Raw genomic sequence first — 23,027 nt, 5'->3', positions numbered from 1 at the left:
CCCGCTGGCTATAGTCCGCACCATCCATAACAAAAAAGAACATGGAGTAGCGTCGATGACAAAAACCCAACAAACCTGGCGCCTGGCAAGACTGCCTCTGGCCGTCAGCCTCGCATCCACCCTCGCCGCACCGGCATTCGGCGTTACCTTCAATATCGGCGAGATCGAAGGTCAGCTCGATTCGTCGGTCTCCGTGGGGGCCAGTTGGTCGGTACGGGGTGCGGATCCAGACCTGATCGGCACGGTCAATGGTGGCAAGGCCGCCTCGTCGACCAGCGATGACAACCGCCTGAACTTCAAGAAGGGCGAAACCTTCTCGAAGATCTTCAAGGGTATTCACGACCTGGAGCTGAAGTATGGCGACAGCGGCGCCTTCGTTCGTGGCAAGTACTGGTATGACTTCGAACTGAAGGACGAGAGTCGCCTGTTCAAGGATGTCAGCGACAGCAACCGCAAGCAGGCTGCCCAGTCCTCGGGAGCGGAAATTCTCGACGCCTTCGTCTACCACAACTACGCCATTGCCGATCAGCCAGGCTCTGTGCGCCTCGGCAAGCAGGTGGTCAGCTGGGGTGAGAGTACCTTTATCCAGAACAGCATCAACTCGATCAACCCGATCGACGCCGCCGCCTTCCGTCGCCCGGGCGCCGAGATCAAGGAGGGTCTGATCCCGGTCAACATGTTCTATGTGGGGCAGAGCCTGACCGACAACTTGTCGATGGAGGCCTTCTACCAGATCGAATGGGACCAGACCATCGCCGATAACTGCGGCACCTTCTTCTCCACCTCCGATGTGATCGCCGATGGCTGCGATAACAATCTGACTGTTCCTGGTAGCACTGATCCCGCTTCCGTCGCCGCCTTGCGTGCTCTGCAGCCATTTGCTGCCGCTACCGGCGCTGGTTTTGATGTTGAGGACGAAGGCGTTGTGGTGCAGCGTGGTGGTGATCGTGATGCCCGTGACAGTGGCCAGTATGGTCTGGCTCTGCGCTGGCTAGGCGATAACACCGAGTACGGCGCCTACTTTATGAATTACCACAGCCGGACGCCGTTCTTTAACACCAAAACTGCGGACGCCGCGACGCTTGCGGGGCTGGCGGCGACGCCTGCGAACTTGAGTAATCCCACCAGTACTGCCGGTGCGCTCTGTTCCGCATTCGGGGGCTTCCCCGCATGTGCCTTCAGCCCTGCGTTTGGTGCCGCGGCTGCTGGCCTGGCTCCCGCTGTAGCGCTCGGTAATGGCGAGTACTTCCTGAGCTATCCAGAAGATATTCGTCTCTACGGCCTGAGCTTCTCGACCGTGCTGCCCACCGGTACTTCCTGGGCGGGTGAGGTGAGCTACCGTCCCAATGCTCCGATCCAGATCAACAGTACGGCGCTCAATACCGCACTGGTGAACCCACTCACGGGCGGTGCTGCAGCCCCTACGATTGATACCGCACCCGGTGCCGAGAACCAGGGCTACCGCCGTAAAGAGCTGACCCAGGTGCAGACCACCTTTACCCATTTCTTCGATCAGGTGATGGGCGCCAGTCGCCTGACTGTGGTCGGTGAAATCGGTGCCGCCCATGTGGGTGGGCTGGAGCGCCGTTCCGACCTGCAATATGGCCGCGACTCCATCTATGGTGCCTACAGTGCCAGCAATGACGATGGCTTTGTGACCACCACGTCCTGGGGCTATCGCGCTCGCGCCATTCTCGACTACCCCAGTGTGTTCGCCGGCGTCAACCTGAAGCCGAGCCTGTCCTGGTCGCATGACGTGGACGGCTATGGTCCGAACGGCCTGTTCAACGAAGGTTCCAAGGCCGTCAGCCTGGGCCTGAATGCCGAGTACCAGAACACCTACACGGCCGACCTGTCCTACACCGACTTCTTCGGTGGCGACTACAACACGGCAATTGATCGCGACTTCGTTGCGCTCAGCTTCGGCATGAACTTCTAAGCGGCCAGGAATTTTGAGGAAGACTATGTATATGAAAACAACAAAAGGTCTGTTGCAAACCGGCGCGCTGAGCCTGTCGCTGCTGGCCTGCAGTGTGATGGCGGCAGTGTCGCCGGAAGAAGCTGCCAAGCTGGGCACCACTTTGACCCCGGTCGGCGCCGAGAAGGCGGGTAACGCCGATGGTTCGATCCCGGCCTGGACCGGCGGCCTGCCGACCGATGCCGGCGCTGCCGATGCGGCCGGTTTCCTGGCGGATCCGTTCGCCAACGAGCAGCCGCTGTTCACCATCACCGCGCAGAACATGGAGCAGTACAAGGACAAGCTGACCCCGGGCCAGCAGGCGATGTTCAAGCGTTACCCGGACAGCTACAAGATGCCGGTGTACCCAACCCATCGATCGGCTGCCATGCCTGAGTTCGTCTACGAGGCGACCAAGCACAACGCGGTCAACACCAAGCTGGTCGAGGGCGGCAACGGCCTGGAGAACTTCGAGCAGGCCAATCCGTTCCCGATCCCGCAGAACGGTCTGGAAACCATCTGGAACCACATCACCCGTTACCGTGGTGGCAGCGTCAAGCGTCTGGTGACCCAGGCCACGCCGCAGGCTAATGGCTCCTACAGCATGGTTTACTTCCAGGATGAGTTCACCTTCCGCGAAGCACTCAAGGACGCCGACACCAGCAAGCCGAGCAACGTGCTGTTCTACTTCAAGCAGCGGGTCACCGCGCCATCGCGTCTGGCCGGTAACGTGTTGCTGGTGCACGAGACCCTGAACCAGGTGAAGGAGCCGCGTCTGGCTTGGCTGTACAACGCCGGTCAGCGTCGCGTGCGTCGCGCCCCGCAGGTGTCCTACGACGGTCCGGGTACCGCCGCCGATGGTCTGCGTACTTCCGACAACTTCGACATGTACAACGGTGCGCCTGACCGCTACGAGTGGAAGCTCAACGGCAAGAAGGAAGTCTACATTGCCTACAACGCCTACAAGCTGGATTCGCCGAAGCTGAAGTATGACGAAGTGATCAAGGCGGGTCATATCAACCAGGACCTGACCCGTTATGAGCTGCACCGGGTATGGAACGTGACCGCGACCCTGAAGTCCGGCGAGCGCCACATCTATGCCAAGCGCGACTTCTTCATCGACGAAGACACCTGGCAAGCAGCGGCCATCGACCACTACGACGGTCGCGGCAACCTGTGGCGTGTTGCCGAGGCGCATGCCCAGTACTACTACGACAAGAAGGTACCGTGGTACACCCTGGAAGCGCTGTATGACCTGCAATCCGGCCGCTACCTGGCCCTGGGTATGAAGAACGAAGAGAAGAGCTCCTACGAGTTCGGCTACCCGGCCAAGGAAAGCGACTACACCCCGGCGGCCCTGCGTCAGGCAGGCGTTCGCTAAGCGCGATTGCAACACGCTGGAGAAGCCGACCCTTGGGTCGGCTTTTTCTTGCCCGCAGTTTGATCAGTCACAGCCGAATCATGCCCTGGGCCCTGTGCTCTGGTTATGCGCAAGGCAAACCGGGACCCGCAGCGACCGGCAGGGGCGGGCAATGGCCTGGCTGAGGCCCGGCCTTGGGTAATGATTTGTTTCAGTAGGCGTCCCCAGGCTTCAATTCCCCCGGCTAAGTCGCTAGTCTGCTGAGCGTTCGCGCCTGTACTGGCAATGACCTGACAAGAGCCGGAAGATGACCGATCAGCTGCCTGATGCGCCTCTTTCCAGTTTGACGGACAGTCGCTTTTTTCGTCCGCCACTGCCTTCCAGCCACGTTCCGCGGCCACGTCTGTGTGAGCGGCTGAGCGAGGGTCTGGCCGGGCGCCTGCTGCTGGTCAGCGCGCCCGCCGGGTTTGGCAAGAGCTCGCTGGCCAGTGAGTTCTGCCAACGGCTGCCCGAGCACTGGCGCAGCCTCTGGCTGGGCCTGAGCATGCGCGACAGTGATCCGGGGCGGTTTCTCGAGCGTCTGCTGGCTGGCCTGCAGCAGTTCTTCCCCGGCCTGGGTGAGGAGGCACAGGCGTTGCTGCGCATGCGCCAGCGTCACCAGCCCTTCGCGTTCGAGCAATGGCTCGATGGCTTGCTCGATGAACTGGGCGAAGCGCTCGATCCGGCCGCGCCCTTGCTGCTGATCCTTGACGACTACCATCTGGCCCAGGGCGCGGTCCTCGATCGCTGTCTGCAGTTCTTCCTCAATCATCTGCCTGCCGGCTTGCTGTTGCTGGTCACCAGTCGTCAGCGTCCGGATTGGCATCTGGCGCGCTTGCGCCTGTCTCGGCAGGTGCTTGAGTTGCAGGAGCAGGACCTGCGTCTGACCGAGGAGGAGACCCGGGCACTGCTCAACAGCCAGGGGGCGAAGCTGAGCGGGCCGGTACTCGAGGAATGGCGTCAGCGCAGCGAGGGCTGGGTCGCGGGCCTGCGCCTGTGGCTGTTGACCCGTCAGCAGGCCGATGACGAGAGCCTGGAACGGGTGCCCCAGGGGGACGAGGGATTGATTCGCGAGTACCTGCTGGAAGAGGTGATCGAGCAGCAGCCAGACGAGGTCCAGCGCTTTCTGTTCGACACTGCCTGCCTGGAGCGCTTCTGTGCCGAACTCTGCGATGCGCTGCGTGAGGAGCACGATAGCGCGGCGATCATCCAGCACCTGCAGACTCACCAGATGTTCCTCGTGCCGCTCGATGAGCAGGGCCAGTGGTTCCGCTATCACCACCTGTTCTCCGACCTGCTGCGTTCGCGCTCGGAGGCGCAGCTCAGCCAGTCTCAGGCGGCCCTGCATTTGCGCGCCTGTCGCTGGTTCTCCGCCCAGGGCCTGCATGATGAGGCTGTCGACCAGGCGCTGCGCGCCGGCCAGCCAGAGGTCGCGGCCAATCTGGTGCAGAATCTGACCGAGGAGCAGTTGCTCGGCGAGCAGAATGTCGCCCGTCTGTTGCGTTGGAAGATGGACCTGCCCGACAGTCTTCTGGCCAGCACGCCGCGCCTGGTGGTGCTGTACAGCTGGGCCCTGGCCCTGGCCTGTCAGCTGGATGCGGCCGAAGAGCTGGCCCAGCAACTGGCGCGATTCCTGCCAGCGCCGAATATCGAAGAACAGGAGGACCTGCTCTCCCAGTGGTTGGCGTTGTCCGGTGTCATCGCCCGCGGTCGTGGTCAGGTGGCCGAGGCCGAGGGCTATTGCAGCGATGCCTTGGCGCTGCTCAGCAGCAAGCGCTGTGGGCCGCGCCTGCTGTGCCTGATAACCCTGGCGAACCTGGCCATGACCAGGGGCGATCTGTGGCGTGCGCGCGGCCTCAATCGTGAGGCACTGGAGCTGGCCCAGCGTGTCGGCAACCCACTGTTCGAAGGGCTCGCTCATGCCGAGCGAGCGCGGGTGCTGCAGGCGCGCGGCGAGGTCAGGCGGGCACTGGATGAAGTGCGACAGGGGGCCGAGCGATTACAGGGGCTGGCGCTGCATCGGGTCTACGCGGTGCGTGCACGGCTGAACTTGAACGAAGGTCTTCTGCTGGGCCTGTCCCTCGATGTTCAGGCGGCCCGCACCAAGCTGCTGGCGGGCATCGGCGAGGCGCGGGCCTGTCGCGACGTCAGCTTGCTGATTGGCTACTGCGTGCTGGCGGGGCTGGAGGGGCGAGAGGGGCGACTGGCGGAGGCCTTCGCGCAGCTGGCCGAGGCGGAGCGCCTGATGCATGCCTGGGACGTGCCGCCGATCTACTACCTGGCGATGGTCACGGTGGTCAAGTGCGAGCTGTGGTTGACCCAGGGGCAATTGGAGCTGGCTGAGGTATGGCTGCAGCGCCTGGCCGAAACCTACAACGGCGCGGAGCCCGGTACCGCCCCTGAGTTTCACCCGCAACTGCCGCTGCATATCGAGTTGCAGCAGGCGGCGCTGGAGCGCTTGCAAGGACACCTCGATGCCGCCGAGCGGCGCCTGCGCGCGCTCAGTCAGCGGGCCCAGGCCATGTCCGCACAGCTGTTCGTGGTGGCCGCCCAGGTCCAGCTGGCTTTGCTGCTCAAGACCCATGGGCGCGATCAGGAGGCCGCAAGCTGGCTGGACAGCAGCCTGGACGCCGCGCAAGGTGGCGCCCTGTTGCCTTATCAGGAACTGTTCGCCCACCAGCCGCAGTGGTTGCGCGAGCGCCTGCGGGCGCGGGCCAACTGCCCCGTGGCGGCGGAGCTGCTCAAGTACCTGCCGCAGACCCTTGAAGTTCAGCAGCTTGGGCGCGATGCCTCGTTGACCGAGGCGTTGAGCTCGCGCGAACTCGCGGTACTGCAGCTGATAGCGCAGGGCTGTTCGAACCAGCAGATCAGTGAACGACTGTTCATCTCGCTGCATACGGTGAAGACCCACGCCCGTCATATCAATGGCAAGCTCGGGGTCGAGCGCCGCACTCAGGCGGTCGCCTGTGCCAAGGAGTTGGGCCTGTTACGTTGACTGTGTCAGTAGCGCCGTTCTCGGGCGCCCGCGGTCTGTAGCTAAGGCTTTGCCGGCAGCGCACGCAGGGCCCAAAGCCAGCCGGCTTGGCGGTAGGCACTGCGCTATCGCGCGCTGCTCCGGCACGCTGTTTCCCGGAGACACCGTACCGATCATCTGGTGCGCGCTTTCTATATCCGGCCAGCACTCAAGCTGTTGAAAATGCTGGTCTATTGGATGCAACCTCCAAGTCGAGGTGGATGATTCGATGCGGGCCTGTCTATCCCCTCAGCATCGGCGCTCAGCGCCGTCACTCAACGACTGGTCATTAGCCCTACAGGAACCCCCCCATGGATGTCGCAAAACCCGCCCTGATACGAGAAACCTTCCCCGTCGGACCACTGCAGTGCAACTGCACGATCATCGGCGATCCCGTGACCAAGCAGGCCATCGTGGTTGATCCGGGCGGCAATCCCGAGTTGATCATGACGCGTCTGCAGGCCCATGGCCTGAAGGTGGTCAGCATCATCCATACCCATGCCCACCTGGATCACTTTCTCGCCTCGGGACAGATGAAGGAGAAGACCGGCGCGACCCTGCACTTGCACAAGGAAGACCAGTTCCTCTGGGACAACCTGGAGATGCAATGTCGCATGTTCGGCGTGCCCTACACCCCGGTGCCGGCGCCGGACCAGTGGCTGGCCGACGATCAGGCGCTCGCCTGCGGTTGCGGGGTGGCCCTGCACACGCCGGGACATACGCCGGGGTCGATGAGCTTCTGGTTTCCCCAGGACAAGCTATTGATTGCCGGCGACACCCTGTTTCGTCGTGGCATCGGTCGCACCGACCTGTGGGGCGGCGACTATGCGACCATCGAGCGCTCGATCAAGCAACGCCTCTACCGTCTGGATGAGGATGCAACCGTGATCACCGGCCATGGGCCGCAGACTCTCCTGGGCGATGAGATGCGCGAAAATCCATTTGTCCGCGCCTGACGGCGCGCGGTCGGCAGCTGGCTAAACTCAATATCTCAGACTGAAATCGGAGTGATTGCCATGCCTCGCACCCACTTGGTCGTGACCTGCTGTTGCATTGCCTTGCTGGCCGGTTGCGCCTCGCAGAACCCCTACGACAGCCAGCCGACCAGCAACAAGACCGCCACCTATGGCGGCCTCGGCGCCTTGGCCGGTGCTGTCGCCGGCGCGGCAATCAGTCACGACAACCGCGGCAAGGGCGCGCTGATCGGGGCCGCCGTCGGTGGTGCGGCCGGGGCCGGCTATGGCTACTACGCGGACAAGCAGGAGCAGGAGTTGCGTCGCAGCATGCAGGGGACTGGCGTGGAGGTGCAGCGCCAGGGCGATGTCATTCAGTTGATCATGCCGGGCAATATCACCTTCGCCACCGACTCGGCGGAAATCGCCAGCAGCTTCTATGCACCGCTGAACAACCTGGCCAGCTCCTTCCGTCAGTACAACCAGAACAGCATCGAGATCGTCGGCCACACCGACAGCACCGGTAGCCATGGCTACAACATGGACCTGTCGCAACGTCGTGCGCAGAGCGTGGCCAGCTACCTGATCGCCCAGGGCGTCGAGCCGGCGCGCCTGAGTACCCGCGGCATGGGCCCGGATCAGCCGGTGGCGAGCAATGCCACGGCCAGCGGGCGCGCGCAGAACCGCCGCGTCGAGGTGACCCTGCGTCCCCTGCCGGGCGGGCAGTAGTAGCAACCTGTTGCATTGCTTTTGCTTGGTATCTCACTGGCGCGGAAGGCAGCCTGTTAAGCTGGTGCGGAACTTCGGCCGATGCAACGGCTCGAAGGTTTCGGGGTGATGCCCGACACCAGCACAACCGTTAAGGAAGAATCTATGAAGAACTGGCGTAACCTGACTGCCCTGGCAGCTGCCGTGGCCCTGTTGGCGGGCTGTACCACCAACCCTTACACCGGCGAGCGCGAAGCCGGAAAAGCAGGCATCTATGGCGGGGTTGGCGCGGTGACCGGAGCGGTCATCGGTGCGGCCACCTCGAGCAAGAAGGACCGTGCCAAGGGCGCATTGATCGGCGCCGCAGTCGGCGGCGCCGCAGGTGGTGGCTATGGCTACTATGTCGACACCCAGGAAGCCAAGCTGCGTCAGACCCTGCAGGGCACCGGCGTGCAGGTGCAGCGCAACGGCGATGAGCTGAAGCTGATCATGCCCGGCAACATCACCTTTGCCAGCAATTCCTCGGATATCTCCAGCGGCTTTTACCCGACCCTGAACTCGCTGCTGCTGGTCTTCAAGGAGTTCGACAAGAACGGTATCGACATCGTCGGTCATACCGACAGCACCGGTTCGCTCGAGCTGAACCAGAACCTGTCCAACCGCCGCGCACAGAGCGTTGCCTCCTACCTGACGGCCAATGGCGTGGCCCCCGCACGGATCTCCGCCTACGGCGCCGGACCGAGCCAGCCGATCGCCAGCAATGCCAGCGAAGCAGGCCGCGCGCAGAATCGCCGGGTGGAGATCAATCTGCGCCCCATGTGAGTCGGGATTGAGCGTTTCAAGCCGAAAACCCTGCCGTGTGCAGGGTTTTTGCCGTCTGTCGACTTGCTTTCGTCCCCGGGCCGTCTGATCAATTCCTGACTAAAATGCTCTGCAGGCATGCCGGCAGGTGGCGAGCCGCTCATAGTGGCCCTGCTGGAGAAGGAACCGGTCAGGAGTGTTCATGGACGAAAAGCCCCGCGTAACCCCTCCCCAACCCTGGCGTGCAATTGGCGTGACCCTGGCCTTGCTGATCGGCCTGGGGGGGCTGATCGTCTGGCAATGGCAGTCGCTGGAGGCGCGTAACCGCGAGGAGAACCGCCAGCGTTTCAAACTCGAGGCTCAGGATGTCGGCCAGCGCGTGCTGGCACGCATGCGTGCCTACGAAATGGTCTTGCGTGGCGTTGCCGGATTGATGCTGGGGGGCGAGCAGGTCTCGTTGGCGCAGTGGGACCTGGCCGTCGACCAGTTGCGCCTGCAGGACCGCTATCCGGGGATCATGGCCCTGGGCTGGGCACGTCATCTGGGCAAGGACCAGTTGGATGACTATCTCGCGGGCTTGAAGGCCGGTGGCCGCGAGGACTATAGGCTCTTCCCGCCGGGGGCGCGCGAGGAGTATGTGCCGATCGACTACATCAGCCCGCTGGATTGGCGAAACCGGCGCGCTCAGGGATTCGACATGTTCAGCGAGCCGGTGCGCCGGGCGGCCATCGAACGGGCTCGCCGCAGCGGTGATGCGACCCTCAGCGCGCCGGTGACGCTGCGCCAGGAGACCCAGCTGGATGCGCTGGGCGGGGTCCTACTGTACCTGCCGGTGTTCCGTGCGGGCCAGCCGGCGGGCGGCGATGAGAGCGGTCAGGCGTTGCCGCTCGGCTACGTCTATGGTGCATTCCGTGTCGAGGACCTGATGGCCGGTATATTCGGCACCCAGAACCGCCTCTTCGATATCGCCCTCAAGGATCGCGAGGCGCCGGGGACCGCCATGCAGCCTGGCGAGCCGCAGACCGGCTCCGCACCGCTGTTGCGCCAGACCATGGAGCTTGCCCTCTATGGTCGTACCTGGTTGCTGGAAGTGGCCAGCACGCCTCAGTACGAGGCCGCCATGGGCCGCCGCAACACCAGCTTCAGCCTGTGGATGGGCTTGACCGCCGCCGGCCTGCTGGCCCTGCTGGTGGGCGGCTATCTGCACCTGCGCGATCGCGAGCTGTATGCCAGCCGCCTGGCCACCAGCACCCTGAGCGAGCGCGAGGAGCGTTTCCGCCTGGTGGTGGAAGCCTCGCCCAATGCCATCGTGCTGGTCGATAGTCGGGGGCGGATCGTCATGGTCAACCAGCAGGCCGAGCAGCTGTTTGGCTACCCGCGTGAGGAACTGCTGGGGAAGCCGGTGGAGAAACTGTTGCCCCAGGGGCAGCGCGAAGGTCACGTCGGCTTGCGCCGTGGCTACCAGGACAAGCCGGAGCCGCGGCGTATGGGCAGCAATCGCGAGCTGTTCGGCCAGCATCGCGATGGCCGTCTTATTCCCCTGGAAGTAGGCCTGTCGCCGCTGCGTAGCGGCCAGGAGAGCTGGGTGCAGGCGGTAATCATCGACATCAGCGAGCGTAAGGCGGCCGAGCAGCGCTTCCGCCTGGTGGTGGAGGCCTCGCCCAATGCCATTGTGCTGGTCGACAGCCAGGGCCGGATCAACATGGTCAACCAGCAGACCGAGCAGATGTTCGGCTACACACGGCAGGAATTGCTCGGCCAACCGGTGGAAATGCTCCTGCCCTTGGACCTGCGCAAAAGCCATGTGCCGTTTCGTCGAGGCTATCAGGATGATCCCAAGCCGCGCCGTATGGGCGGCAATCGCGACCTGTACGGCCAGCACCGCGATGGTCGCCTGATTCCCCTGGAGGTGGGTCTGTCGCCGTTGCACAGTGGCGAGGACACCCTGGTGCAGGCGGTGATCATCGATATCAGCCAGCGCAAGGCGGCCGAGCAGCGCTTGCGCGACCAGGCCGAGCAGCTGGTCCTGGCCAACCGCTACAAGTCCGAATTCCTCGCCAACATGTCCCACGAGCTGCGCACGCCGCTCAACAGCATCCTGATTCTCAGCGACCAGTTGCGCCAGAACGGCGCCGGCAACCTCACCGCCAAGCAGACCAAGCACGCCGATATCGTCCATCGGGCCGGCAGCGACCTGTTGCAGTTGATCAACAGCGTACTGGATCTGGCCAAGGTCGAGTCCGGGCGCATGCAGATCAAGCTCGAGCCGCTGAACCTGCAGGAAATGCTGGTCGAGCTGGACGCCGGCATGCGGCCGATGGCCGAACTCAAGAGGTTGCATCTGCACAGTCAGGTAGAGCCCGGCGTCCCGCCGGTGATTCTTAGCGATCGCGCGCGCCTGCATCAGATCTTGCGCAACCTGCTGTCCAATGCCCTGAAGTTCACCGAGCAGGGTGAGGTCAGCCTGAGCGTCTCCTGTTCTGCTTACGGCCATGAGGATGGCCAGGAGCAGCTGCACTTCAGTGTGCGCGATAGCGGGATCGGCATCGCCGCCGATCAGCATGAACTGATCTTCCAGGCGTTTCAGCAGATCGATGGTTCCACCAGCCGCCGTTTCGGCGGGACCGGTCTGGGCCTGGCGATCACCCGCAAGCTGGCGCAGGCGCTGGGCGGGGACGTCAGCTTGCAAAGCACACCGGGGCAGGGCTCCTGCTTTACCGTCAGCTTGCCGTTGCAGCAGCTGCCCGAGGTGCCGGTGGGGGACGATGCGGCCCAGCCACAACGCAGCGGCACGGGACCTAGCGTGTTGATCGTCGAGGACGACGCCAATTTTGCCAGCGTGATCGTCGAGGCGGCGCACGCCCATGGTTTTTCCTGCGTGCACTGCCGCAGCGGTGGTCAGGCGCTCAATCTGCTCCAGAGCGAGCGCTTCTGTGCCGTGATTCTGGACATCCTGCTGCCGGACATCAGTGGCTGGCAGCTGTTTCGCCGCCTGCGCCAGCAGGATCGTCAGCGTGCTATACCGGTGCACATCATTTCCTGCGTGCCGCAGCCTGCCGACTGGAACGATGACGGTACCCGCTACCTGGTCAAACCGATCGCCAGGGCCGACCTGGAGCAGGTTTTCGTCGACCTGCAGCAGGCCGATCAGGCGCCGCGTCACTCGTTGCTGCTGGTGGAGGACGTCGAGGTAGAGCGTGAGTATTACCGCGGCAATCTGCGTCAGCTGGGCTTCGACGTGGTCGCCAGCGCCGATGCCAGGGAGGCGCTGGCGGCCTATTCCCAGGGGCATTTCGCCGCCCTGGTGATCGATCTCGACCTGCCCGATCAGGACGGTTTCGAATTGCTCGAATGCCTCGAGCGCCAGCGACCGCTGAATGGCACCCGGGTGGTGATCAACACCGGGGTGGACGTGACCCAGCAGACCCTGCAGCGGCTGCGTCGCTACAGCGCGGTGGTGGTGCGCAAACACGGCGACGACATGCGCGCTCTGGGCCTGGCGGTGCAGGGATTCCTTGGCAGTGTGCGCGAACCGGATCGGCAACTGGCACCGCCAGCGGAGCAAGCGCTCAGTCACCTCGACGGCCGGCATGTGCTGCTGGTGGACGATGATGTGCGCAATGTCTACGCCCTGAGCGCGCTGCTCGACGAGGCCGGGCTCAGGGTCAGCACCGCGCAAGACGGGATGGAGGCCATCGCCTGCTATCAGCAGGGCGATTTCGACCTGATCCTGATGGATATGGCCATGCCCACCATGGACGGCTACACCGCGACCCGGTTGCTCAAGGATGAGCAGGGCTGCGCGATACCGATCATCGCCCTGACCGCCCATGCGATGAAGGGCGATCGGGAGAAATGCCTGGACGCTGGCGCCGATGACTACCTGGCCAAGCCGGTCAGTCGCGATGAGCTGCTGGGCATGCTGGGTCGATGGCTGATTGATCCGCCGAGTGAAGGGGCGCCAGCGCTCGATGAACTACCCTGAGCAATGGCGCATGCAAGGCCAGGGCGGACTCACAGGAACCGGTCGAACACGACTGCTGGAGCAGTTGCAGATCGTCGCCAGCAACGCGGGAGATGGACATGGCACAGGCGCAGGCTAAGGCTGATAAAGGCACCCAGACGCTGTTGGTGGTGGATGACCGTGCAGAAAACCTCGAAGCCATGCAGGCATTGCTCGAGGGCGGCGACTGGCAGGTGCGCTGCGTCGGCTCGGGTGAGGCGGCGCTGCAATGCCTGCTCGAGGAGGACGTGGGCCTGGTGCTGCTGGATGTGCAGATGCCGAACATGGACGGCTTCGAAGTGGCCCGGCTGATGCGCGGCAATCCCCGCACGCGGTTCATTCCGATCATCTTCGTCTCGGCCATCGCCCAGAGCGAGGATGCAGTGCTCGAGGGCTATGCCAGTGGCGCCGTGGATTTCATGTTGAAGCCGTTCGATCCCGAGGTGCTGCGGCGCAAGATCCATTCGTTGCTCGACCATGAGCGCAACCGCAGCGAGCTGCTGCACCTGACCCGGCAACTGGACAGCGCCCGGGCATTCAATGCCTCGGTGTTGGACAATGCCGCGGAAGGCATCATGGTGGTCGGCGAAGATGGCCTGATTCGCTTCGCCAACCCGGCCATGGCGCAGATGCTTGGCTGTGCGGTCAGCGACCTGGAGGGCAGCGCGCTGCTGTCCCACCTGCTTAGCCCGGTGGTCGAGGGTGACTGGCGGATGTCCGAGTTCTACCGGCATTGGCGGCGCCACGAGACCTATCGCCTGCATGAGGCGAGCCTGCGCGCCGGCAATGGCGAGGGGGTGCCGGTGGCGCTGTCCTGTTCGCCCTTGCCCAAGCTGCAACATGCCATGGTGGTAATCGCTCTAGACATGTCGGTGGTGCGCAGCCTGCATGCTCAGCTGGAGTCGCTGGCGGTCACCGATCCGCTGACCGGCCTGCTCAATCGACGCGGCTTCCATCAGGCCATGGAAGCGGCGCTTGCCCGGATCCAGCGCAACGATCAGCGCCTGGCGGTGCTCTATCTCGATCTCGATGGATTCAAGCGGATCAACGATTCGCTGGGGCACGGCGCCGGCGACCAGCTGCTGCGCCAGGTGGGCGAACAGCTCAAGGGCAGCATGCGCCCCTATGACACCCTGGCGCGCATGGGCGGTGATGAGTTCACCGCCTTGCTCGACAGCCTGGGGCATCCGGAGGACGCGGCGCGGGTGGCCGAGAAACTGATCGAGCAGGTGTCGGTACGCCACTGCCTGAACGGCGTGGATGTCACCGTGGGCGCCAGTATCGGCATAGCCTGCTACCCCGAGTGCGGGCAGACGGTGGAAAGCCTGCTGCGTGCCGCGGATATGGCCATGTACGAGGCCAAGCGTGCGGGGCGTCAACAATACCGCTTCTTCTCGCCGGAAATGAACGGTCGGGCGCGCTCGCGGTTGATGCTGGAGGAGAGCCTGCGCACCGCCATCGAGCAGGATGACTTCGTCCTGCTCTACCAGCCCCAGGTATACCTCGACAGCGGCCGCTTGCGCGGCTTCGAGGCCCTGCTGCGCTGGCAGCACAAGGTCGCCGGCACCGTGGCCCCGGGGGTGTTCATCCCCTTGCTGGAGGAAACCCGCCTGATCAACCGTCTGGGCGACTGGATCTTCGCCCAGGGCGTGCAGCAGTGCCAGCGCCTGAGCCGGCAGTTCGGCGAGCAACTGGTGCTCAGCCTCAATGTCAGCCCGGTGCAGTTCGGCATGCCGCAACTGGTCGACGACTTGCGCCGGGTGCTGGACGAGTACCAGATCGACCCGGCGCAGCTGGAGGTGGAGGTGACCGAGGGGGCCTTGATGCAGCACCTGGAAACGACCCAGGAACAGCTGCGCCAGTTACGCCTGTTGGGGGTGAAGATCGCCATCGACGACTTCGGTACCGGCTACTCGTCGCTGGCGTACTTGCGCCATTTCGAGCTGGACACCCTGAAGATCGACCGCCTGTTCATCGCCAATATGCTCGATTCGCCGCGTGATGCTGCCGTGGTCAGCACCATCATCGACCTGGGCCGCAACCTGGGGCTGGAGGTCATCGCCGAAGGGGTGGAGACCCTGGCACAGCGCGACTGGCTGGTGGCTCATCGGTGCCCGGTCATGCAGGGGTTTCTGGTCGCACCCGGGTTGCCGGCAGCCACGGCACTGGCGTTCCCGGCGCAGCTGGACTGGGCCGACCTGCCCGCTGGCAAGGATCCCCGCGGACAGGCCTGATCGAGAGGGTGGAGGCTATCGCTGCCGTTCGCCCGAGTGATGCAGGCCGGCCAGCTCGGCGTCCTTGGCCTGCCACAGCTGGTTGACCCAGCGTTGAAAACTCAGGCGATAGGCTTCGTCCTGGTCGTAATTGCGTCCGACGAAGTCGGCGGGTATGGGCAGGGTGCGCAGCGTCACCTGCACCTCGTCGACCTCGCCGCTCAGCAGGGCCCAGAAGCCCGGGTTGCCTTGCGGGTAGTGAATGGTGACGTTGACGATGCTGTGCAGCTGTTCGCCCATGGCATCGAGCACGAAGGCGATGCCACCGGCCTTGGGCTTGAGCAGGTGCTGGAAGGGCGACTGCTGCGCGGCGTGCTTGGCCGGGGTGAAGCGGGTGCCTTCGAGGAAGTTGAAGATGGCCACCGGATGGCCGCGAAACTTGGCGCAGGTGCGTCGGGTGGTTTGCAGGTCCTTACCCTGCTTCTCCGGGTGCTTGGCCAGGTAGGCCTTGGAATAGCGCTTCATGAAGGGAAAGCCCAGGGCCCACCAGCACAGGCCGATCACCGGTACCCAGATCAGCTCCTGCTTGAGAAAGAACTTCAGCGGACGGATGCGTCGGTTCAGCAGGTACTGCAGCACCAGGATGTCGACCCAGCTCTGATGATTGCTGGTGACCAGGTAGGAGTGCTGGTAATCGAGGTCCTGCAGGCCCTCGACCCGCCAGCGGGTCTTGCCCACCAGGTTCATCCAGCCCTTGTTGCCGCTGATCCAGGCTTCATGGATCACGTTCATCAGCCAGGCGCACAGGCGCTGCGCGGCGGCAAACGGCAGGCAGACCTTGAGCAGGGTCACGGCAAACAGCGGCCAGCACCAGAACAGGGTGTTCAGGGCCAGCAGGCTGGCACCCAGCAGGCCGCGCAGGGGGGCGGGGAGAAAGTGCAGCATGGGGGCAGGCGCCTCCGCTAAAGAGGGGCGTGTGCCCCGGGTCGTTGAAAGCCCGTGGTAGTGCTCCACGGCTCGCTCGGCGCCAAGGGTAGCGCCTGGGCAACGGACGGCAAGTGCCATGGCTGACTGCCTGGTCACGCGGCGGGCGCTCGCCCCGCCGCCGGCGCGGTCGCTAGGTCGACGCCTCACCAAGCCGGGGCGGATTGGCCGCCTGGATCGCGGTCAGGGCGATGGTGTAGACGATGTCGTCGACCAGGGCGCCGCGCGACAGGTCGTTCACCGGCTTGCGCAGCCCCTGCAGCATGGGCCCGACGCTGACGCAGTCGGCGCTGCGCTGCACCGCCTTGTAGGTGGTGTTGCCGGTGTTCAGGTCGGGGAACACGAACACCGTGGCGCGGCCGGCCACCGGACTGTTCGGCGCCTTCTGCCGGGCGACGCTGTCGATGGTTGCCGCGTCGTACTGCAAGGGGCCGTCCAGCTGCAGGTCGGGGGCCAGGCGCCTGGCCAGGCGGGTGGCGGCGCGGACCTTCTCCACTTCCTCGCCGCTGCCCGAGTCACCGGTGGAGTAACTGAGCATGGCCACCCGCGGGTCGATGCCGAAGGCGTTGGCCGAGGCGGCGCTCTGCAGGGCGATTTCCGCCAGCTGCTCGGCGTTCGGGTCGGGGTTGACCGCGCAATCGCCGTAGACCAGCACCTGGTCGGGCAGCAGCATGAAGAACACCGAGGACACCAGGTTGTAGCCCGGTGCGGTCTTGATCAGCTGCAGGGCCGGACGAATGGTGTTGGCGGTGGTGTGCACGGCGCCGGACACCAGGCCGTCGACCTCGTCGAGGGCCAGCATCATGGTGCCGAGCACCACGTTGTCCTCCAGCTGGGCCAGGGCCATCGGGGCATTGAGCCCCTTGCCCTTGCGCAGGCCGATCATTGGCTCGACATAGCGCGCGCGGATCAGGTCCGGGTCGAGAATTTCCAGCCCCGGCGGCAGTTCGATGCCCTGGGCCTGGGCCACCGCCTGTACGGCTTCCGGTTTGGCCAGCAGCACGCAGCGGGCGATGCCGCGGGCCTGGCAGATGGCGGCCGCCTTCACCGTGCGCGGCTCGTCGCCCTCGGGCAGGACGATGCGCTTGTCCGCTGCCTTGGCCCGTTGCACCAGCTGGTAGCGAAACGCCGAGGGCGACAGGTGCAGTTCGCGTGGCGTGCCGCAGCGCGCGCGCAGCCAGTCATGGTCGATGTGGCCGGCGACGAAGTCGGCGACTTTCTCCGCACGCTCCCGGTCGTCGACCGGGATTTCCTTGTTGAGGCGGTTGAGGTTGGTCGCGGTGTCGTAGGAGCCGGTGCTCACCGTCATCACCGGCAGGCCGCTGTGCAGGGCGCCTTGGCACAGCTCCATGATCCGCGGGTCCGGGGCGAAGTCGCTGCACAACAGCAGGCCGGCCAGCGGCATGCCGTTCATCGCCGCCAGGCTGGCGGCGAGAATGATGTCGTCGCGATCGCCCGGGGTCACCACCAGGGTGCCGGGCTTGAGCAGCTGCACGGTGTTGGCCACGGCGCGGGCGCAGAGCATGATCCTGAGCATGCGCCGTTGTTCATAGTCGCCGGCATTGAGTACCCGCGCCTCGAGCAGCTCGGCGATGTCGCGGGTGCGTGGCGCATTCAGTTCGTCCTGCCAGGGAATGCAGCCGAGCAGGCGGAAGCCGTCGCTTCTGAGCAGCGGGCTGAATTCCTCCAGGCGTTCGCGGAAGGACTCGACGCCGTCTTCGCTGCGCACCTTGTTGAGGATCACCCCGAGCACTTTCGGGTCCTTGGGCCCGCCGAACATCTGTGCCTGGATCTCCACCCGGTCGCAGAGTTCGCTGAGGCTCTCCTGCTCCGGTGCGCTGACCAGAATGACGTCGGCGTCCAGGCTCTTGGCCAGGTGAAAGTTGACCCGGGCGGCGTAACTGGCCTGGCGGGTCGGCACCATGCCCTCGACGATCACCACGTCCTTGTCGGCGGCGGCTTGCTGATAGAGGCTGATGATCTCCTCCAGCAACTCGTCCAGCTGGCCATCGCCGAGCATGCGCTCGACATGCGCCAGGGCCAGCGGCATGGGCGAGTGCAGGCCATGGGTGCGGGCAATCAGCTCGCTGGAGCGCTCCGGGCCGGTATCGCCCTGATGGGGCTGGGCGATGGGCTTGAAGAAGCCCACCTTGAGCCCGGCGCGCTGCAAGGCCCCGACCAGGCCGAGGCTGATGGAGGTGAGGCCGACGCCGAATCCGGTGGGTGAAATGAAGAAGGTGTGCATGCGTCTTCCTGCCTTTGGGCGCGCGGCGCCGGGGTTGCGGTGTTTGAATGAGGGGCTTGGTCGAGAAACCGGGCGTTGCTCAGTGCAGCAGGGCCAGGGTATCCAGGGCGATCTGCCGTTCTTCGTTGGTCGGCACCACCAGCACCCGGGGGTGGCCGGGGGCATGAATGGCGCCGGCGACGCCGCCGATGGTGCGGGCGTTGGCGTGCTTGTCCAGCGCCAGGTTGAGCAGCGACAGGTGGGCCAGGGTCTTGCTGCGCACCAGGGGCGAATTCTCGCCGATGCCGCCGGTGAAAATCAGCCCGTCCAGGTGTGGCAGCGCGCAGCTCATGGCCGCCAGCGATTTGGCCAGACGGTAGCAGAACACCTCGATGGCGATCGCCGCACCGGCATGGCCCTGGGCGCGGGCCTGCTCCAGGCTGCGCATGTCGTTGGACAGGCCGGACAGCCCCAGCAGGCCGCTTTCCTTGTTCAGCAGGGTGTCGATCCGCTCCAGGCTCCAGCCCAGGACGCGGGCCAGGTGACCGTGCAGGTTGGGGTCGACATCGCCGCTGCGGGTGCCCATCACCAGGCCCTCCAGCGGCGTCAGGCCCATGCTGGTGTCGCGGCTCTGGCCGTTGACCACGGCGCAGGTGGAGCAGCCGTTGCCGAGGTGGGCCACCAGCCAGCTGCTGTCGCCCACCGACAGGCCGGCCAGTTCGGCACCACGCTGGCTGACGAAGCGGTGACTGGTACCGTGAAAGCCATAGCGGCGCACGCCATGCTCGCGGTACAGCGATTCGGCAAGGGCGTAGCGGTAGGCATGCTCGGGCAGGGTCTGGTGGAAGGCGGTGTCGAACACCGCGACGTGCGGCAGGTCGGGGAACAGCTTCAGCGCCGCCTCGATACCCTGCAGGTTGGCCGGGTTGTGCAGCGGGGCCAGCGGGATGGTGGCGCGTATCGCCTGCATGACCGCCGGGTCCAGGCGCCTGGCCGTGGTGAAGTGTTCGCCGCCATGCACCACCCGATGGCCGATGCCGTGCAGCTTGCCGCCCGCGGCGGCCTGCACCAGCGGCAGCAGTTGGGCGAGGGCGGTGCGGTGGTCGCCGCTGGGGATCATCAGGCTGTCGCGCTCGCCGCCGCGTTGCCAGTGCAGGACCGCATCGTGATGGCCGAGGCGCTCGGCCAGGCCACTCAGGGCAAACTGCGAATGGGCTTCGTTGACCAGGGCGAACTTGATCGACGAACTGCCGCAGTTGATGACCAGGATGTTGCGTGCCGGCATTTACCGCTCCTTGTCTGTGTCGCACGCTGTCGCTGTATCGCTGGCGGCGCACCGGCCGCAGCTGAAGGGGCGGCCGAGTTGTGGATGAGGTTGTGCGCGATCGGGCACCCGGAGTGTGCGCCTGCCCGGGGGGCTGGTAACGCAGGCGCCGGCTGTGAGCGCAGGACAATAGTGCCACCCCCTGGCCCTCGTCGTCCTGACGGAAGTCAAGCAGGCGCGGCCTGGCTGCGCCAGGCCTGACCGGGTCACACCTGACCGGGCCGTCTGTCAGGGCTCGGTTCGCTTTCGCGCGCCCCCTTGGTTAAACTTGTTCGTTCATTCTTCTCAAGCAAAAGGTCCCGCCCCATGCTGATCGCCGTCAAAAAGGCCGTCTCCATCGACTACACCCTGACCAACGATGCCGGTGAGGTGATCGACAGCTCTGCTGGCGGCGCTCCGCTGGTGTACCTGCACGGTGCCGGCAACATCATCGCCGGCCTGGAAAGAGCCCTGCTCGGCAAGCAGGCCGGCGACGAACTGGAGGTGTCCATCGAGCCGGAAGACGCCTACGGCGAATACAGCGCCGAGCTGGTCGCCACCCTCAATCGCTCCATGTTCGAAGGCGTCGACGAACTGGAAGTCGGCATGCAGTTCCATGCTTCCGGCCCGGACGGCAGCATGCAGATCGTCACCATTCGCGAACTGGACGGCGACGACGTGATCGTCGACGGCAACCACCCGCTGGCCGGTCAGCGCCTGAACTTCAAGGTCAAGGTGGTCGACGTGCGCGATGCCAGCGAAGAGGAAGTGGCCCACGGTCACATCCATGGCGAAGGTGGTCACCACCACTGATTGGCCGGGTCCTCGGTGCATGGGCAAATCGACTTGTGGTCGTAGCAAATGCACCGGCGACTGCTAAGCTCAGTAGCGAAGAAAGGCGCCTTCAACAGGCGCCTTTTTTATCCCCGTATGAAAATTGTCGCGGTCTTGCGGAGTGAGTCATGAGTGCGTTCCACGAGCTCAATCTACGTGCGCTGGATGGTCAGGATCTGCCCCTGGCGCCTTTCAAGGGGCAACTGCTCTTGGTGGTCAACGTAGCCTCCAAGTGTGGCCTGACCCCGCAATACGCCGGCCTGGAAAAGCTCTACCAGCAATACCGCGGGCAGGGCTTCAGCGTGCTGGGGCTGCCGTGCAACCAGTTCGCTGCCCAGGAGCCGGACGACGAAGAGGCGATTCGCAGCTTCTGCAGCCTGAACTACGGGGTGACCTTCCCGCTGGGCAGCAAGCTGGAGGTCAATGGCCCCGGCCGGCATCCGCTGTATCGTCTGCTGGCCGGTGAAGGCGCGGAGTTTCCCGGCGATATCACCTGGAACTTCGAGAAGTTCCTGGTCGGCCGCGATGGGCGGGTGCTGGCGCGTTTCTCGCCGCGTACCGCGCCGGATGATCCGGCGCTGATCCAGGCGATCGAGAAGGCCCTGGGCTGATCGCTTCGCGCCCTTGGCCCGCGCGCCGCGCTGCAGCACATCTGTAGCGCCGGCGCTGTCGCGCGATTCGCTGGGCTTGGCCGACTGATGCGCCTGCGCCCGTGGCCCCCTGCGGCAGGCGCTGGTTTTGATCCCCGATCACCGCGATCAATAGTACTGGGCGGGCGAGACGACCGGTCATATGGTTGCCGCCATGAAAACCAACCAGCGACTCGACAAGCGTGACCTGATACTCGCCAAAGGCGCCGAGGTGATGACCCGCAGGGGCTATCACGGCGCCGGCGTGCAGGAGATCGTCCAGGCGGCGGGGGTGCCCAAGGGCTCCTTCTACCACTATTTCGCCAGCAAGGAAGACTTCGCGGTGCAGGCCCTGCAGCAGGTCTACGAACCGCGCTTGCAGCGCTACGCCCAGGCCCTGGCGAATGCCGCGCTGAGCCCGCGTCAGCGCATCGTCGCCTACTACGCCGAGCTGGTGGAGCATTTCGCCCGCCAGGAGAAGCTCGAGTACCACTGCTTCATCGGCAGCCTGAGCTTCGAGATGGCCGAGCTGTCGCCGACCCTTGGCGCGCAGGTCGATGCCATCCTGCAGCGTTCGGCGGACATCCTCCAGCAATGCCTCGAACAGGCCCAGGCCGCCGGTGAACTGGCCGCTGACGAGGACTGCGCCAACCTGGCGAGCTTTGTCGCCAATGCCTGGCAGGGCGCCCTGACACGGCTGAAGGTGTCGAACAGTACCCGCGCCCTGGACGACTTCATGCTGCGCTTGCAGCGCCTGCTGCGGGCCTGATTTTTTTTAACCCATTCGATGAGACGACCGGTCGCCTGGCCGGTCCAGAGGAGTGACGATGAACGCCCCGGTAAAAGCCCTGTTCCAACCCTTCAGCCTTGGCGCCCTGGAGCTGCCGACCCGCGTGGTCATGGCGCCGATGACCCGCTCCTTCTCGCCGGGCGGCGTGCCCAACAGCAAGGTCGTCGAGTACTACCGTCGCCGTGCGGCGGCCGGGGTCGGCCTGATCGTCACCGAAGGCACCACGGTCGGGCACAAGGCGGCCAACGGCTACCCGAACGTGCCGCGCTTCTACGGCGAGGATGCCCTGGCCGGCTGGCAGAAGGTGGTCGAGGCGGTGCACGGCGAGGGCGGCAAGATCGTCCCGCAGCTGTGGCACGTGGGCAACGTGCGCAAGCTCGGCACCGAGCCGGACGCCAGCGTGCCGGGCTATGGCCCGAGCGAGAAGCTCAAGGACGGCAAGGTGGTGGTCCACGGCATGAGCAAGGACGACATCCAGGAGGTCATCGCCGCCTTTGCCCAGGCCGCCAGGGATGCCCAGCGCATCGGCATGGACGGGGTGGAGATCCACGGCGCCCACGGCTACCTGATCGACCAGTTCTTCTGGGAAGGCAGCAACCAGCGCAGCGACGAGTATGGTGGCGACCTGGCCCAGCGTTCGCGCTTCGCCATCGAGCTGATCCAGGCGGTGCGCGCCGCGGTCGGACCGGACTTCCCGATCATCTTCCGCTTCTCGCAGTGGAAGCAGCAGGACTACAGCGCCCGCCTGGTGCAGACCCCGGAGGCTTTGGAGGCCTTCCTCAAGCCGCTCTCCGCGGCCGGGGTGGACATCTTCCACTGCTCGACCCGGCGTTTCTGGGAACCGGAGTTCGAAGGCTCCGAGCTCAACCTGGCCGGCTGGACCCGTCAGCTCACCGGCAAGCCGACCATCACCGTCGGCAGTGTCGGCCTGGATGGCGAGTTCCTGCAGTTCATGGTCAACACCGACAAGGTGGCTCAGCCGGCCAGCCTGGAGAAGCTGCTGGATCGCCTGAACCAGCAGGAATTCGACCTGGTGGCCGTCGGCCGCGCCCTGCTGGTCGACCCGGACTGGGCGGTGAAGGTGCGCGATGGCCGCGAAGGCGACATCCTGCCGTTCAGCCGCGAGGCGCTGATGAGCCTGGTCTGACGCCCAGCTTCCCCGGGATGCGCCACACCCTGGCGCATTCCCTCCTCGAGCCCCGGCACATCGGGGCTT

General features: G+C 65.0%; 15 protein-coding genes. 12 read left to right on the top strand and 3 right to left on the bottom strand.

Annotated elements, in window-relative coordinates:
- The first annotated feature begins 55 nt into the window (after window positions 1-55).
- The 8 genes from AB5S05_RS16105 (at window position 56) to AB5S05_RS16070 (ending at window position 15,068) form a co-directional block, all read left to right on the top strand.
- Window positions 56-1,939 (top strand): DUF1302 domain-containing protein, encoded by a 1,884-nt coding sequence (locus AB5S05_RS16105; protein WP_369288531.1) that lies wholly within the window; start codon window positions 56-58, stop codon window positions 1,937-1,939.
- Between the two features lie 31 nt (window positions 1,940-1,970).
- Entirely contained in the window at window positions 1,971-3,338 is a 1,368-nt protein-coding gene (locus AB5S05_RS16100) for a DUF1329 domain-containing protein (protein WP_369288530.1), read from the top strand.
- Window positions 3,339-3,624: 286 nt separating this feature from the next.
- Entirely contained in the window at window positions 3,625-6,351 is a 2,727-nt protein-coding gene (locus tag AB5S05_RS16095) for a winged helix-turn-helix domain-containing protein (protein ID WP_369288529.1), read from the top strand.
- A 329-nt stretch (window positions 6,352-6,680) separates the two neighbouring features.
- Window positions 6,681-7,325 (top strand): MBL fold metallo-hydrolase, encoded by a 645-nt coding sequence (locus AB5S05_RS16090; RefSeq protein ID WP_369288528.1) that lies wholly within the window; start codon window positions 6,681-6,683, stop codon window positions 7,323-7,325.
- 60 nt (window positions 7,326-7,385) lie between these two features.
- A complete protein-coding gene (locus tag AB5S05_RS16085) occupies window positions 7,386-8,051 on the top strand; it encodes a YiaD family glycine zipper/OmpA-like lipoprotein (RefSeq protein ID WP_369288527.1) in 666 nt (221 codons plus the stop codon).
- Window positions 8,052-8,195: 144 nt separating this feature from the next.
- Entirely contained in the window at window positions 8,196-8,852 is a 657-nt protein-coding gene (locus tag AB5S05_RS16080) for a YiaD family glycine zipper/OmpA-like lipoprotein (RefSeq protein WP_369288526.1), read from the top strand.
- Window positions 8,853-9,033: 181 nt separating this feature from the next.
- Window positions 9,034-12,816 carry a CHASE domain-containing hybrid sensor histidine kinase/response regulator family protein gene (locus AB5S05_RS16075; protein WP_369288525.1) on the top strand — a complete coding sequence of 1,261 codons (3,783 nt, stop codon included), beginning with the start codon at window positions 9,034-9,036 and terminating at the stop codon, window positions 12,814-12,816.
- 98 nt (window positions 12,817-12,914) lie between these two features.
- Window positions 12,915-15,068 carry a putative bifunctional diguanylate cyclase/phosphodiesterase gene (locus AB5S05_RS16070; RefSeq protein ID WP_369288524.1) on the top strand — a complete coding sequence of 718 codons (2,154 nt, stop codon included), beginning with the start codon at window positions 12,915-12,917 and terminating at the stop codon, window positions 15,066-15,068.
- Between the two features lie 15 nt (window positions 15,069-15,083).
- On the opposite strand, the gene yihG is transcribed toward AB5S05_RS16070, so the two are convergent.
- From yihG to AB5S05_RS16055, 3 genes are all read right to left on the bottom strand, one after another.
- Entirely contained in the window at window positions 15,084-15,992 is a 909-nt protein-coding gene (gene yihG / locus AB5S05_RS16065; RefSeq protein ID WP_369288523.1) for a 1-acylglycerol-3-phosphate O-acyltransferase, YihG family, read from the bottom strand.
- Between the two features lie 172 nt (window positions 15,993-16,164).
- Window positions 16,165-18,276, bottom strand: a complete 2,112-nt coding sequence (gene pta / locus AB5S05_RS16060) for a phosphate acetyltransferase (RefSeq protein ID WP_369288522.1) — start codon at window positions 18,274-18,276, stop codon at window positions 16,165-16,167.
- Between the two features lie 79 nt (window positions 18,277-18,355).
- Entirely contained in the window at window positions 18,356-19,540 is a 1,185-nt protein-coding gene (locus AB5S05_RS16055) for an acetate kinase (RefSeq protein WP_369288521.1), read from the bottom strand.
- A gap of 345 nt (window positions 19,541-19,885) precedes the next feature.
- Here AB5S05_RS16055 and AB5S05_RS16050 point away from each other — a divergent pair, with 345 nt between their 5' ends.
- From AB5S05_RS16050 to AB5S05_RS16035, 4 genes are all read left to right on the top strand, one after another.
- Window positions 19,886-20,371, top strand: coding sequence for an FKBP-type peptidyl-prolyl cis-trans isomerase (locus tag AB5S05_RS16050; protein ID WP_369288520.1), 486 nt, complete (start codon window positions 19,886-19,888; stop codon window positions 20,369-20,371).
- A 149-nt stretch (window positions 20,372-20,520) separates the two neighbouring features.
- On the top strand, window positions 20,521-21,003 hold the full coding sequence (locus AB5S05_RS16045) for a glutathione peroxidase (protein ID WP_369288519.1): 483 nt from the start codon (window positions 20,521-20,523) through the stop codon (window positions 21,001-21,003).
- A 193-nt stretch (window positions 21,004-21,196) separates the two neighbouring features.
- Complete coding sequence (locus tag AB5S05_RS16040; protein WP_438943586.1) at window positions 21,197-21,790, top strand: TetR/AcrR family transcriptional regulator; 594 nt, start codon at window positions 21,197-21,199, stop codon at window positions 21,788-21,790.
- A gap of 58 nt (window positions 21,791-21,848) precedes the next feature.
- The gene (locus AB5S05_RS16035) at window positions 21,849-22,958 is read left to right on the top strand and encodes an NADH:flavin oxidoreductase (protein ID WP_369288517.1); all 1,110 of its coding nucleotides are present in this window, start codon (window positions 21,849-21,851) and stop codon (window positions 22,956-22,958) included.
- Window positions 22,959-23,027: the final 69 nt, after the last annotated feature.

It is taken from the genome of Pseudomonas zhanjiangensis, from assembly GCF_041027545.1.
GTDB classification, from domain to species: domain Bacteria; phylum Pseudomonadota; class Gammaproteobacteria; order Pseudomonadales; family Pseudomonadaceae; genus Aquipseudomonas; species Aquipseudomonas zhanjiangensis.
The sequence above is the reverse complement of the archived record's forward strand: the minus strand, read 5'-3'. Positions and strand labels throughout refer to the sequence as shown.

What these genes read in the sequence shown, in the direction of transcription:
- AB5S05_RS16040 (WP_438943586.1), top strand. Translation starts at nt 21,197, where the DNA reads ATGAAAACCAACCAGCGACTCGACAAGCGTGACCTGATACTCGCCAAA.
- AB5S05_RS16105 (WP_369288531.1), top strand. Translation starts at nt 56, where the DNA reads ATGACAAAAACCCAACAAACCTGGCGCCTGGCAAGACTGCCTCTGGCC.
- AB5S05_RS16050 (WP_369288520.1), top strand. Translation starts at nt 19,886, where the DNA reads ATGCTGATCGCCGTCAAAAAGGCCGTCTCCATCGACTACACCCTGACC.
- yihG (WP_369288523.1), bottom strand. Translation starts at nt 15,992, where the DNA reads ATGCTGCACTTTCTCCCCGCCCCCCTGCGCGGCCTGCTGGGTGCCAGC.
- AB5S05_RS16085 (WP_369288527.1), top strand. Translation starts at nt 7,386, where the DNA reads ATGCCTCGCACCCACTTGGTCGTGACCTGCTGTTGCATTGCCTTGCTG.
- pta (WP_369288522.1), bottom strand. Translation starts at nt 18,276, where the DNA reads ATGCACACCTTCTTCATTTCACCCACCGGATTCGGCGTCGGCCTCACC.
- AB5S05_RS16075 (WP_369288525.1), top strand. Translation starts at nt 9,034, where the DNA reads ATGGACGAAAAGCCCCGCGTAACCCCTCCCCAACCCTGGCGTGCAATT.
- AB5S05_RS16055 (WP_369288521.1), bottom strand. Translation starts at nt 19,540, where the DNA reads ATGCCGGCACGCAACATCCTGGTCATCAACTGCGGCAGTTCGTCGATC.
- AB5S05_RS16080 (WP_369288526.1), top strand. Translation starts at nt 8,196, where the DNA reads ATGAAGAACTGGCGTAACCTGACTGCCCTGGCAGCTGCCGTGGCCCTG.
- AB5S05_RS16045 (WP_369288519.1), top strand. Translation starts at nt 20,521, where the DNA reads ATGAGTGCGTTCCACGAGCTCAATCTACGTGCGCTGGATGGTCAGGAT.
- AB5S05_RS16070 (WP_369288524.1), top strand. Translation starts at nt 12,915, where the DNA reads ATGGCACAGGCGCAGGCTAAGGCTGATAAAGGCACCCAGACGCTGTTG.
- AB5S05_RS16095 (WP_369288529.1), top strand. Translation starts at nt 3,625, where the DNA reads ATGACCGATCAGCTGCCTGATGCGCCTCTTTCCAGTTTGACGGACAGT.
- AB5S05_RS16035 (WP_369288517.1), top strand. Translation starts at nt 21,849, where the DNA reads ATGAACGCCCCGGTAAAAGCCCTGTTCCAACCCTTCAGCCTTGGCGCC.
- AB5S05_RS16090 (WP_369288528.1), top strand. Translation starts at nt 6,681, where the DNA reads ATGGATGTCGCAAAACCCGCCCTGATACGAGAAACCTTCCCCGTCGGA.
- AB5S05_RS16100 (WP_369288530.1), top strand. Translation starts at nt 1,971, where the DNA reads ATGAAAACAACAAAAGGTCTGTTGCAAACCGGCGCGCTGAGCCTGTCG.